This window comes from Fulvivirga sediminis, assembly GCF_016757215.1.
GTDB lineage: Bacteria > Bacteroidota > Bacteroidia > Cytophagales > Cyclobacteriaceae > Fulvivirga > Fulvivirga sediminis.
The window spans coordinates 351,146-364,869 of sequence record NZ_JAESIY010000008.1 but is presented as its reverse complement, the minus strand read 5'-3'; the positions used below and the strand labels follow the sequence as shown (position 1 = coordinate 364,869).

General features: G+C 36.1%; 12 protein-coding genes. 7 read left to right on the top strand and 5 right to left on the bottom strand.

The genetic code is table 11. From position 1 onward, the window contains the following. Positions 1–310 precede the first annotated feature (310 nt). Both JL102_RS16150 and JL102_RS16145 read left to right on the top strand, forming a co-directional pair. Positions 311–919: a hypothetical protein gene (locus JL102_RS16150; protein WP_202245462.1), complete on the top strand. Its 609-nt coding sequence runs from the start codon at positions 311–313 to the stop codon at positions 917–919. Positions 920–1,022: 103 nt separating this feature from the next. Then, a complete protein-coding gene (locus JL102_RS16145; RefSeq protein ID WP_202245461.1) occupies positions 1,023–3,095 on the top strand; it encodes an ATP-binding protein in 2,073 nt (690 codons plus the stop codon). A 1,424-nt stretch (positions 3,096–4,519) separates the two neighbouring features. Here the strand turns inward: JL102_RS16145 and JL102_RS16140 are convergent. Together JL102_RS16140 and JL102_RS16135 are read right to left on the bottom strand one after the other, a co-directional pair. Next, positions 4,520–5,203, bottom strand: coding sequence for a hypothetical protein (locus JL102_RS16140; protein WP_202245460.1), 684 nt, complete (start codon positions 5,201–5,203; stop codon positions 4,520–4,522). A gap of 82 nt (positions 5,204–5,285) precedes the next feature. Further along, complete coding sequence (locus tag JL102_RS16135; protein WP_202245459.1) at positions 5,286–7,226, bottom strand: OmpA family protein; 1,941 nt, start codon at positions 7,224–7,226, stop codon at positions 5,286–5,288. Between the two features lie 556 nt (positions 7,227–7,782). On the opposite strand from JL102_RS16135, the gene JL102_RS16130 reads away from it, so the two are divergent. From JL102_RS16130 to JL102_RS16110, 5 genes are all read left to right on the top strand, one after another. Beyond that, complete coding sequence (locus JL102_RS16130) at positions 7,783–8,067, top strand: hypothetical protein (protein ID WP_202245458.1); 285 nt, start codon at positions 7,783–7,785, stop codon at positions 8,065–8,067. A gap of 160 nt (positions 8,068–8,227) precedes the next feature. Next, positions 8,228–8,650: a PH domain-containing protein gene (locus JL102_RS16125; protein ID WP_202245457.1), complete on the top strand. Its 423-nt coding sequence runs from the start codon at positions 8,228–8,230 to the stop codon at positions 8,648–8,650. A 409-nt stretch (positions 8,651–9,059) separates the two neighbouring features. Further along, positions 9,060–9,572, top strand: a complete 513-nt coding sequence (locus JL102_RS16120) for an RNA polymerase sigma factor (RefSeq protein WP_202245456.1) — start codon at positions 9,060–9,062, stop codon at positions 9,570–9,572. Between the two features lie 218 nt (positions 9,573–9,790). Then, a complete protein-coding gene (locus tag JL102_RS16115; protein ID WP_202245455.1) occupies positions 9,791–10,084 on the top strand; it encodes a SemiSWEET family sugar transporter in 294 nt (97 codons plus the stop codon). 215 nt (positions 10,085–10,299) lie between these two features. Then, complete coding sequence (locus JL102_RS16110; protein WP_202245454.1) at positions 10,300–10,638, top strand: hypothetical protein; 339 nt, start codon at positions 10,300–10,302, stop codon at positions 10,636–10,638. A 39-nt stretch (positions 10,639–10,677) separates the two neighbouring features. On the opposite strand, the gene JL102_RS16105 is transcribed toward JL102_RS16110, so the two are convergent. The 3 genes from JL102_RS16105 to JL102_RS16095 form a co-directional block, all read right to left on the bottom strand. Beyond that, the gene (locus JL102_RS16105) at positions 10,678–11,619 is read right to left on the bottom strand and encodes a FecR family protein (protein ID WP_202245453.1); all 942 of its coding nucleotides are present in this window, start codon (positions 11,617–11,619) and stop codon (positions 10,678–10,680) included. A gap of 362 nt (positions 11,620–11,981) precedes the next feature. Beyond that, the gene (locus JL102_RS16100) at positions 11,982–13,355 is read right to left on the bottom strand and encodes a tetratricopeptide repeat protein (protein ID WP_202245452.1); all 1,374 of its coding nucleotides are present in this window, start codon (positions 13,353–13,355) and stop codon (positions 11,982–11,984) included. A 72-nt stretch (positions 13,356–13,427) separates the two neighbouring features. Next, positions 13,428–13,571: a hypothetical protein gene (locus tag JL102_RS16095; protein WP_202245451.1), complete on the bottom strand. Its 144-nt coding sequence runs from the start codon at positions 13,569–13,571 to the stop codon at positions 13,428–13,430. Positions 13,572–13,724: the final 153 nt, after the last annotated feature.

Genomic DNA, 13,724 nt, shown 5'->3' with positions numbered 1-13,724 from the left:
TTATTGCTCAGGTATTTATACCTTAAACAAATCATCCAAGCTACCAGTGAAATAAGAGGCTATCAGAAAAAAAGCGATGTTATTCCTGGCTTAATATGAAATCTTTATCGGAAGGAATTAATTCTGGACCAAATAAAAGTGAATTACTTTAAAAACCAGCGCTAGAAATCACTTTTATGACAGCCCCTTAAAATCACAACATCCAATCGCGCTACGCAACAATAGATAACGATTAACCTACTCATCACTACTGTTATACTTAACCGATTGGTTAGTACTGTAATCATTCCAGCTTTCTAAAAACATAATTATGGAACTCAAATCATTAAAAGACATACCTGTTACCTTCTCCATAGTAAAGAAGGCTCTGTATATCTGCCTCGGGGTCTCCCTACTGGTTTCTATAGGCAGTATGGTATGGGCATATTCCTTATGCACCAGATATTTAAATACTACTTACATTGTAACTAATGAGGGAAAAGCCATTATGCTTAATAGCCAAAATAAATATAAAGTAGACCAGTTCAGAAAACCAGAAATAGTGAACCATATTAAAGAATTTCACAAATTGTTTTTTGAAATAGATCAATTTAATTATGAACAGCGTGTCAACAGATCATTATACCTCATAGGTAATTCAGGCAGAGACCTTTATCTTACGCTTAAAGCCAAACGCTACTATTCTAACATAGTAGCCAACAACTTAGAACATGAACTTCAGATTGATAACATCTACATAGATTCTGATACCTACCCCTACAGAGGAGAGTTTTACGGAAAAGTAATCATTAAAAGAACGGATCAGAAACTGGAAAGCTCGCAAAAACTACACTCGTCATTTGAGCTTACCAATGTTGCCCGAACAGAAGAAAACCCCCATGGACTATTAATTGAAAACTATACGGTAAGTGGAATGTAATTTCCTCTAAAACCTGGCCTAGGGTAGTCCAAAGCCAATTACGGCATCATCCGCTGTGGTGGACTACCAGAATATAATACATTTTGGATCCAAAAAAATCAACATGCAGGTCTCTCAAACAATAAACCCTTATCTGGAAAAAATTTTAAGTCAACTACTAGATGACTCCATAAATAATAGCCTTAACTTATGCTCAACTACCTCTAAAGTGCTGACAGGTTTTGATAATAAGGAGGCTTACCACTTACTAGAAATGATACAGTATGGGTATCCTACAGTAAACGCTTACATCATTGCTGAAAATACGTCTGGTGAAAGTGCTTACATAACAGCTCGTGAGATAGCCAGCTTAGAAACAAAACAATCAGGTTCGCTCTACATACTTCCAGCAGATGACAACATGAACCTTGACTGCCTGGAAAGCTTAGAGCTCATGCAAATTACACATGAAAAACTTCAAACATCATTAATTGAGACTTTAAAGGCTACAATTTCAAATGAAATACAGCAAACTATCGAGGAAGATGTTATAGCCTGTATTGACTATCTCAGAGGAGAACCTCTGCCTTACAAATGCATCATAGATTACTTCTCAACTTTAGAGGAAACGGGCTATACAGAAACTAACATCGGTAACTATTTGTATTTGCTTGAGGCTATTCCGGATGCTCACCTACTATCTGATAAAGAGCAAACAAGGGCACGGCTAAGAACCAATTTAAAGTGTGTTAAGGTTTTAATCCAACACGAAAGAACCCTTTATGACAGAATACTGGAGCTGCCCATCAAAAAGCATTCTATACAAAGGTATCTGGTAGATTTCTTTAGAAATGAGGCAGATATTAAAAGCGCCAATAAACTGGTGAATACTATTGCCTCCTACTATGAATCCCTTAATTTCATGCATTGGGACATACTTGAAGATGACCTGACGCGTATAGCATTACCTACAGAGCACGTTACCCCTGAATATGACCTTTTAATAGGTAATAATTCGCCCACCTCTCAGTTTGGCCTCATTGGTGAGAGTATTAGTGGGAGAAAAGTGGCTATAGACCTCAGTGGCACTAATACCATAAGCCTATTTGGTGTGCAAGGAGGCGGTAAAAGTTATACTATAGGTTCCATAGCAGAAATGGTTATCAAGCAATTTAGTCATGTCAGTGAGCTTCCTTCACCTTTGGCAGGCGTTATATTCCATTACAGTGAAAGTATGGATTATGAACCCGAATTCACTTCTATGATCCATCCGAATGACAAGGAAAAAGAACTTGAAAAGCTAAAACGCAGGTACGGAGCAGACCCTAATAAGCTAGATGATGTTGTTATTTTATGTCCTAAAGATAAAATGGTTGAAAAGCAACTGGAATATCCCTCGGTACAAGTTAAGCCCATTTCGTTTAACCCAACTGAGCTCAACGTAAAAGACTGGATGTTTATGTTGGGTGCACTAGGCAGCAATGCTAACTACGTGAGACAGCTCAAGGCTATAGCGAAGCAACACAGAAAGAATATTACTACTGAGGCCATCAAAAAGGATGTACTGGCCTCCCCTCTTTTTACAGAATTCGAAAGAGGTCTGGCCTTACAAAAACTCGATTTTGCTGATGAATACATTGATGATAATTCACTGCTCAGAAATCTGTTAATCCCAGGCAGACTTATCATTGTGGATCTTAGAGATGAGTTTATTGATAAAGATGAAGCCCTGGGGCTTTTCGTTATAATACTCAATATCTTTTCTGGAGTTCAAAAAATAGACGGTAAGCATTTCAATAAATTCATTGTTTTTGATGAAGCACATAAATATATGGACAATAAGGATCTTACCTCCAATATTGTGACGGCCATCCGGGAGATGAGGCACAAAGGGGTTAACATTATGATTGCCAGTCAGGATCCTCCCAGTTTACCTACAGAGATCATCGAGCTCAGCTCTATTGTGATGCTGCATAAATTTAACAGCCCCCATTGGTTAACTCATATTAAAAATGCATTAACTCAATTAGAAATATTGTCACCCCAAGACCTGAATGTACTCAACCCTGGGGAAGGCTACTTATGGGCCACTAAAGCTACCGAAAAAGGTATAACACATAAACCGCTTAAAATCACTGCCAGGCCGCGGGTTACGAAACATGGTGGTGCTACTTTACAGGCCAGTGGAGAAAAATAATAATTCAATTATATATAAAACTCCGTTAGCCATAAGGACGAGGCCGAAAGATTACACCAATAAATCTATAACGTTAACAATATAGTAATGAATAAAGAAAATAATAACTCATCAGAATCGGGCACCATCTATCACGATGCTTTGGATAGACAACCTTCCGTAAAAGTGAACAAATAGAATCCTTAAAAATGTTAGGAAACAGCAACCTTCTTTTGATGAAAAAGCTCCCAAAGCAGAACGGGTAAAAAGATGGTTACTGAGTGATAGCTTAGATGCTAGTTACAGTACTTGGCATACAACAGCACAAAGAGAAGAACTTGTACCAGCTCCCGTTAATACCACAAAAAAACTCACCGACAAACTTAAGCAGTGGGCTTATAAGGCGGAAAAAACATTAAACAGCCCCTCTGGTAAAGTGGATTTTAAATCCTTTATGGAAGCGAAAGTTAAACCTAAAACTAAACAGGTTAAAACAAAAATTGAAAGCTCTATAAAGAATGTGCTACTAAAAAAATCCAGGGGCAAAGGCAGATGAGGTTTGACGGTTAGCGATATTTACCATATATAAGCACTGGAAATAAGAAAAATTCATTTTCCAGAATAATGGGAAATTACTGCTGGCTGAGCCAGGTACCTATTAAGTGATTCTTAATCTTTCCAAGGCTCTAACATAACTGTAGTACTGACTTCTTTAAACAAAACTTCGATATGTGCCGAGGTTACATCTACGTTACCTGAAGATAATAATCAGATTTATAAACCTAAGTTCGACTATAATCATAGCGAAATTTATACACCAACACCACCTTTCCACTCAGTCGGGCCACCAACACAATTGAAAGGCAGATACTATCTCAAGTCCTTGGTGGTACATAAGAAGTAAAGGACTGCATCACCTTTTTGGAAGACCTTGTGGAAAGGAAGATTTTTTGGTTCGTTTTTCATCGACTGGAAAAATGAACATAATCATGCTATAGAATGAGGAAAAAACAAGACTGCATTCGATTATAGAACCACTAGCCCTGTACGCAATGTTGCTTTACTAAAATGATAAAAGAATTTTTAAATCAGTCCTCAGGTTTCTAATAATGAGGTGGACCTTCTTTCCAGCTATTTACGAAAGCTTCTGCAAGGAGACACGGAGCACAGCACTTATGAACTTACGAAGGCAAGTTTTCGATAAGCATGGTTCAGGATTATCAATAGTCATCAGAAGGGATCAGCTGTATTCACACCCGGCTCATAGTCGCATAAGAGAGAGCAATTAGCCCTTTCTTATGCGTTTCTAAAATACCTTCATGTATATTTTAAGTGGTCACATGAAATCTTTGATTGCAACTTCATCCGCGGTTGGTGTAAAATCGCGAATGAATATTAATTTGGATTTCATTTATACTTCTGCCAGCTTGGGAAGTTAATAGCCATTAGCGACGCAGTCGTGCAGCCTTAACTATTTTAGTTGTATTATTGATAGCCCTTGCTGCAGATTGTGCTGTTGATATTTTTGACGATAGCCCGTTCCTGAGCTTCCCGTTCCTGGATCTTTTGTCGGGTTTAAGTCCATTAGAAATCTTCGTCATTGCCTTTAGGTCAAATTCCACAGGGGTGGAACGCCCAGTCGTAGCCAGTCCCTCCGTTTTACGGGTCGCTTTTCTGGGCCTGTCTTTATGCAATTTATTAACTTTGTCTTTAGACAGCTTTTTTTCTTTGCGTTTCTCTTTACGTTTTCTGATTCTCTTTGAAGACTCCTTCACGATGGCCTTCCCTGCCATTTTTGCCGATTTTTCGGTAAGGTTAGTCAGCTTTTGAACTATAGGCACCGCCACTACCCCTACCCCCAAACCTATGAGCATTCCAAACGGACCTCCGAAAAGCAACCCCAAAAATACACCGGCACTACCGGCTAATCCTTTGCCTACAAGACTATTTCCTGGCTGCTTAGGGGGCACTCCTGCGAAATCCTGACCAGGGTTTTTATATTGAAATTCTTTATTTTCCTTCGCACCTACCTCCTGTCCTTCTTTACCACGATCTTCAGGCAAGACCGTAGCCTTTTTTTCACTGGATAGGCCTGCGGTGTTTTCTGTTTCCGGTGTTTTATCCGTCATAATATTAGTGTTTTAAATGAATGACTCAATGTTTTAGGTATACATAGTGTGAGCATTATATTCGCTGGCGTTAAGAAGTAAATCACCTGAGGATAACAAACTCACTGCGCCTGTTAAGCTGATTTTCTATTTCCGTACAGTTGCCACCACAGTGTGTAATGGCCCTGGACTGTCCCAGTCCCTCTGTAGAAATTCTATCAGCAGCAATATGTCCTTTATTCACAAGATAGTTTTTAGTAGCAATGGCCCTTCTGTTACTAAGTTTCTTATTATATACCTCACTACCCCTGCTATCTGTGTAAGATCTGATCTTAATATTAAACCCTGGATTTTGCTTTAGTACGGATATCACCTTATCAATTTCCTTTGCTTCCTTATGGCGGATTTTTGAAGCATCCAGATCGAAATAAATATCTGAAAGCTCTATTAGGTTATCGAAGCCCTCCCCTGCATAAACATTGGCCGTTAGGAGCCCCTTACCTTTTGTTAACTTAATAGGTAGTGAAACATCCCTCTTAGCTATTCCATTGTTATGAATAATTTTCTCGGTAAGGTAATAGTTAGGTTTACCCACCTGAATGAGCTGCGTATCTGAACATAGCAAACTAAGCTTATAATAGCCGTTATCATCAGTGAAGGTACTGTCTACTTCATTAAACTCCTCATCAAATAGCCTTACCTCGCATGAAGGAATACCCTTTTTGGTGACAGGATCAGTAACCCTGCCCCGTACCAATAAGTCACAATCAAATATGAAATTTTGTTTCTGCTTACATTCGTAAATATTATAATCACTCTTACGATCATCATCAACTTTACGGTCGCTGGAGAAGTAAGCCACCTTAGTGGTATCATTAATAATAAACGAAACATCATTTTGCATTGAATTAACAGGTTTTCCCAGATTAACGGGTTCCTGATACTCTCCATTCTCATACCTACTCACAAAAACATCAAACCCTCCGAGTCCGAAGTGGGTATCGCTAGAGAAATACAAATCACCGTTTCCTGCTACAAAAGGAGATGTTTCGTTACCTAAAGTATTAATGGCATTACCCAGATTTACAGGCTCACCCAAAGAACCATCATGCTTTATAGCTACAGAAAAAATATCCCATTTCCCTTTGCTGCCTGGCATATTACTGGCAAAAAACAGAGTATTTCCGTCCGAACTCAATGCTGGGTGCGAAACTGAATACTTTTTACTATTAAAAGGCAGTTTCTTAATATTAGTCCATTGTCCGCCCTCTAGGTTGGCCTTGTATAGAGCCATGTTAGGCATACCTAAAATGGCTTGAGCATTTTGATCTTCACCTTTATAACTCCTTGTGAAATAAACAGTATTTTGATCTTTTGAATAAACGAGTGAAGATTCGTGCAGCTTGGTGTTGATTACCTCAGTAATTTTATTATGCTCACCAGCCGTCGCATCATAGATATCGAAAGAGGTTTGCGAAGATGGATTTACTCTATAAAGAGGAGCAGAATACCTGTCAGAAGAAAACATAAGCCCTCCATAGGGTGAAAAATTAGACACCAAATCAGTATACGCTGAATTATTTCCGTAAGGCTCAATGCTAAACCTGTCCGACTGTTTGCCTATTAGCTTCAAATACCCCTCTTTATCTCTTTTCAGCACAAGTCCAGGGTCAGCACCTTTTCGTAGGTAAAACTCTCGTATGGCCTCCATGGATCTATTATATAATTCCAGGCTTTTAAGACTCTGTGCATACCTAAACAGATAATCATTATGATAATCACTATATTTCGTAATTAACTCTGCGTACCATTCCAATGCATTTCCCATATCCCCCTCATAATAATACGAGTCCCCTATTTTACCCAGCACATCGGGTGAGCGATACCCTTGGTTGGCCAGATCCATAAACATAACCCTAGCCTCTTCAAAAGCAGATTTTTCAAATCTTTTCTCCGCTTTTCTTATTTCTCTTTTAGGTTGGCAATTCGCTATATAAGAGCTTATAAGCATCATTGCTCCAAGCAAAAGTTGAATAGTTCTCATTATTGTTTTGTTTTATCGTTATACCTTTTAAAGAACCAATCTTGTGTTAATCAATATTACCAGCACTACGATCTGGTTATTGTGGTTCTTATGGTAAAAACAAGTGAGTAGGAAAATACCCTATGCGTTGATATTGACTTTTTAATGACTGTTCCTGCTTATCGGAGCTTAATAAGCATATGCTAGATCTAAGATATTGCTGTGCACTGCTAATATCACTTACTTCAATTAGATATAGTTAAAAGTGAATAGAGAAATAAAAAATTATTAAAAACTCATATCACCTTATAATCAACCACTTACACTATTAAAAGCATCATTTTCCCTTTTAATTCTTCATTTTTTCATGAACATGTATAGGGTCAGAAAAACATTAACTGTTTTCATATCAGATTGCGGAAGGGTACGAAATAAATGATCCAATCTGCCTCTGAAGCCAAGTCAACTTTTAAACTTTAAACTATGTAAAAGCATAAGGTTTTATCTGACTTCTAATTTTTTGTCAGTTAAAATCACCCTATAACATTAGCATTAACTTAACTAAACCATAAAAATTATGATCACTGCAACTCAAATCACTAGTGCATTAAATGCCGCCAAGACTGCTGAAAAACAAACACAAATTTTAATGCCTACCGCTTACTTTGACCTCGAAGGTATGGACAGCAACTACATATACTTCAAGGTGCTGGCCAAGCTATATGAAATAAGTGAGGTACAGATTAAAAGTATGAAACTGAGGTTCAGCATTGTCGAAGAAAACGATCAAGGTGTTTATCGTGGCATATTCAAGATGGCCATTGAAGATGAATGTTTATCCGAACTTAGCCTCTCTGCCTAGCAATATCCTAATAAAACAAAATTGATAGTTGCCTTGAAACTGCTTACTATAATAACATGCTGTTTGTTGGCAACTATCTATGATTCCTTAACTCTAATAGTTGCTTATTTCATCATTTCGACTCTGTTGCACAACATTGACATCCTAACACAAAATAATTATGAACGAACAAAATATTTGGGAAGGAGCACCTTCTCAGTGGGTAAACTTTGGATTTTACCTCCTATGCATTCCCCTTTCCTTGGTCTTTGGCCTAGGCTTACTACTGGCCTTATGGAAATATTATGATACCCATCTGCATCGGTTCGAAATAACCAGTCAGCGTATTATAGAGCAAAAGGGTATATTTTCTAAAACCATAGACGAAACAGAGCTATACAGGGTAAAAGACCTCAGGCTGGAAAAACCATTTTTGTTAAGAATAGTGGGGCTATCCAATATTGTATTAGATACCACGGATAGGTCTAACCCCATTCTTACAATGAAAGGTCTCAAAGAAGGACAGCAACTGAAAGAAGCCATAAGAAATGCGGTAGATACAAGAAGGGATGTAAAGGGTGTAAGAGAGCTGGATTTAGAATAAAAACTTGCAGTACCCCACCACTCTATTATAAATACGTCATACTATTATACTTTCATTAACACGAACCCCTCCAGGTTTACCTCATCCTAATACTGAAAATTAATTACATTTACTAGGTAAGGATGTGGTAAACCTTTTCCGTCTGAAATAATTAAGAGTATCAATTGCATTGCTCTAACTCATAAATACCCGACGAAACCTCAGTTTCATCACTGCCAACCTACTCTATTTCATTTAGTTATTACTCCTAAGAAATTTTTCTATATCTAAGTCATCCACTTATCATTCCTCTTTTGAAATGGGTAGAGACAAAAGGCTACATTTTTTTAATGTGAAGAATCTTTCTTTTTAAATCAAAATAGAAGGAAAACCCTATATTTACGGTTTAGAAAATCCTATTTATTTGACTATGAGTAAAGAATTAAGTGTTTGTGACGAAGAAGTATTTGGATCAATTTTTAAAGATCATTTCAAATACTTACAAAACCTTTTCTATTATAAATTTGGCGATTTGGAAAAAGCCAAAGACTTAATGCAAGATAGTTTTATAAAGCTATGGAAGAACTGTAAGGATGTACCTTACGATAAAGCCAAAGGCTATCTTTTTATGTTAGCAAGAAACTCTTTTCTCAATGATGTCAATAAGCAAAAAACCATTCAAAAGCACCAAGACAGTGTAGATAAAAATCTGCTATACATCGAATCTCCTGATTTTGTATTAGAAGAAAAGGAATTCCTCAATAAAATTAACCGCGAGATTTCGTTGCTGCCTGATAAGCAAAGACAAGTATTTCTACTGAACAGAATAGACGAAAAAACCTATAAGGAAATTGCTGAAATGCTTGATATCTCTGTAAAAACAGTAGAAAAATGGATGCATGATGCACTGGTTACACTAAGAAAAAAAATAGGTAAAGTTTAACAGACAAAAGTACAATCAATTATTCGCCCCCGTTATTTCTTCCTAACTGTAAAAATTAAAAACATTCGTTTTTCACGCTAGGCTTAGTGAAAGCTTGCAGCCAATAAGATCATCTCATCTTTATCAGATCAAAACAATCCATTTTTTCATAGGGTCTATTATTAGTTTTCTGTTTTATATATGAGGATATACCTCAGCTAATTTAAAAAACTAGAAAAATGGAAGCTATACACGAATTTATAGGTCTTACTGCTGCACTTTTAACAACTATTTCATTTATGCCTCAGGTATTTCGAACCTGGAAAACAAGGTCCTCAAATGGTTTATCCTGGGCTATGTTAATCATTTCTTTAATAGCGGCAACGCTATGGTTTTCATACGGTATACACCTGAAAAGCAATATAATTGTTTTATCTAATGCTATCATGGGCGCACTTCAATTAGTACTAATATATTTTAAAATTCGGTATCATGTATCTTCCAAAAGCAACTTGAGTTTTTCTCATAAATGACAAACCAATAAATACAAGGTTAAAGGAAGAGACAAGCATTATTGGGCTGAAGATTATTTACAGCAATTATTCTCAGAACAGAAATGATCATCATTCTCCCTTCTGAAAATCCAACTTATAACAACTAAAAGTTTTATAAGCTGTGAATATAAAGCTTTAGCAAGATGTATTGTACTCTATTTAGAATTAAGAGTATAATTATTAACTACATGGTAATGAATAAAGATTCAAGAGAAAATTCCGAGCCCAATACCCCTGAATATGTTAAGCCCAAGCATTTCAGACGCTTTTTTGATGATCTAGAGACGGAACATGCCTTCAATCAGCTTCAGAGAAATAAGCTACAAAAAGAAATTGATGAGATTAAAAATGATGTAAAAAATATCAAAGCCAATATATCCAACTTTAGGCACGAGATAAAAAGTTTAACTTACTCTGAAGGAAAAACCACAAAAGAGATGACCAAATGCACATGTTCAAATATGACAGCACCAAAAACAGGAAATTTTAAAGGCTTTTGGAAAATCATCAAAAATATTTTCAGTAAAAAATGACAATTATATCACTCAAATCAACTTCTTCAATTATTTACATTATTGCTGGTTTTTCAATATAATGTGAGAATTATCATTCTTGTCTTTAGAATAAGTGATCCCCATAGGCAAAAATACATTTTCTAAGGCTTCATCAATATCATCATGAGGAAATAAACCAGTATATGACCTAGCTAACTTATTTTCTACTGCTTTAGAGTCTATAGTAATAGGATACTGCGCCTCTAATTGATTGATAACATGCTGAAGTGGAGCACTCTTGAATGTACTTCTGCCGCTAGCCCATGTAGGTTTAGAAGAATCAATGATATCAAAGTCCTCTATCTTCTTATTACCCTCCATGAAACTCAATTTCTGTCCCTGTGTAAGTGTTTCATTGTCACCTCCGGCAGAAACTTTAACTTTGCCTTCAAAACAAGCCGTTTCAAAAAAGCTCGCCTTAGAAGCGACATTAAATTTCGTGCCTAGTACACTTACGCTTCCATTAGCTGTAGAGACAGTAAAATCACTCCCTTTCTGTACTTCAAAAAATGCTTCTCCTTCTAAATCAATCTTTCTTGTAAAATTGAAAAGGTATTTATTATAGGTCAACTCAGAGGCTGCGTTAACCATAACCAATGAATTATCAGGAAGGGTAATATTTTGATGATCAGCCACAGCTGTCTCTACCGTAGTTTGACCCATAAAATAGGTGCCTATGGCCAGTGCAAATATGATGCTGGCAGCATAACCCATGTATCGCCATATAGGAAACTTCACTACCTTAGCCTCCTTTGTAGAAGAACTGCTCTTAAGTTTACGTTGAAAATCAGCATAAGCCTCATCTGCTGTCTGTTGTTCTGGCACCTTCAACTTTGACACCCCCTCGATAATAGAGCGATAACTTTGATAATGCTCAGATTTCTCAAAAGATTCTTTTTCCTCAGACGTCAAATCTCCATCAATCCATTTGACCAAAAGTTTATCGTAATTTTCTTCCATTACATTAATATGTGTACTTTACTCTGAATGCATGTCCCTTTACAAAGGTAACACATTTGAGCTATTATAAGAATCTATTATATAGTATAAAAGGCACCTTCTTCTAATTAGATGAGGCAAAATCAAACGACATTAATCAATATATAAAGGTTTTAAGAATTGGATTGAGAAATAATAAAGTGATGAAAAAAATATCCTCATCTATCACTCTATACTCCTGACCATCGATACTTGAAGGGTCACTCTATGTGCATTGATATAACTTTAATATGGTATATTGACCACATTAAATATTGGTTCTTAAATAAGGCCGCATGGCCGCATCCAAGTCAATGATATAACTCAAGCCAGCGCTTTCAGCTCTACGAGTTCAGTAAATCATTTACCCTTCTAATCTTGTTCTCATAAGTGACTTTTTTACTTCTGATGTACAAGGTAGTGCCCAGCATGGTAAAGAAAAAGATTGCAATACAAGCACTAGCAATTTTAATAATAGTAGAGCGCTCCTTATCAATTTCTGATTGCTTCACATCTTTGTAATGATTTTGGATCTCAGTATCGAGTAATACCTGCAGTTTTTTGTAATCCAATTGATCAATCACTTCAGCCTTGAGTTTTTCTTGCTGCCTACGTATATCCTCTATTCTGAAAATATCATTAATCGACAGCTTGGCACTTTCCTTAGCCATTGCTCGTTGAGATTTAGATATTAAATCCAAAGTATTAATCAAGTATTCATTAAAAACATCTTTATCCGCTATAGTAATAGCTTTTTCAAAAATTTCAAGCGCTTTCTCATGGTTGCCTTTCAATTGATAATGTTCACCTTGGATATTTAGGCTATTAATATGCTGAGCGTTTATAATTCTTATTTCACTTTCTAATTGCGCTGCTTTATCTATCCATTTTTCAGAGTTAGCAAAATCAAAACTATAATTTAATGTATTCGCTATATTCAAATATATCGAATATTTAAACTCATTTGTAAGATCAGTAAAGGACAAAGCTTTTCTATAATGACTCAAAGCCTTCTCGTAATTATTCTGTTCAAAATATACATTACCCAATTTTTGATAATAATTGCTCTGTTTATAGTCAGTTTCATTTGAGGATTCTTCTTGAATAACAATAGCCTTTTGGTAAAACATTTCAGCATTATCAAAATCAGCCTTTCCGTAATAACAACTAGCTATATTCGCCAGCGCTAATGACAAATAATCGTAATCATTTTCCATTTCATATAACTTAGCGGCTTTTTGGAAATACTTCATCGCTAAATCATAGCCTTGGATTAGGTAAAATATCTGTCCTACGTTATTTATTGCATCTGCCTGCCATAAATTCTCTTGAGTTATTTCAAAAAGCTCTGCCGCCTTAATATAATTATTCACTGCTTCTTTATAATTACCTGAGTTAGTAGCTAATAACCCAGTCATATATGTGCCTCGAGCCTGAAAATAAATACTTTCCTTTTCGATAGACAAAGACGTTAACTTTTCGGCATAGTTTAAAGCCAAATCCGGACTTTCTATTTCAAAGATCTTACTCAGTTTATAATAAGCAGACAATCTACTATCAATAGTAAGATTATCATCTCTCAATAACGCCTCTAAAGATTTAACATCATCAGGAAGTTCTACAGTGGAATAACGCTTCTCAGCATCTGTACATGCGATCATCATAATACAGTAGAAAATACTGAAAACCAGTATATGATAGTTATTAAAGCATTTCATTTGGTTTAGGTTGGTTATGATTTAATCTCTAATAATAATAACTTATTTAGGTAGAATCAACGCCTCATAATATTAATCCCTAGGACCGGCCCTATCTGGAGGAACTCCATTTGGTTGAGTTTGACTAGTAATTTCATCATAAGGATCATGGCAAGATGTAGCACTAAAAAATACCCCTAGAATAAATAAGAGCGATATTAATTTTACAATTTTCATAGTCGTTCATTTATGTTCAGGCTGTTAATATAGCTTTTATTATTCACTTTCTAAGTCAACAGAAACGTATCCCCTTAGAGCTCTATACATTATAAGCGTATAACTTACATATGTATATATTGAATTTTCAACATACACTTTTCTTCACCTCCA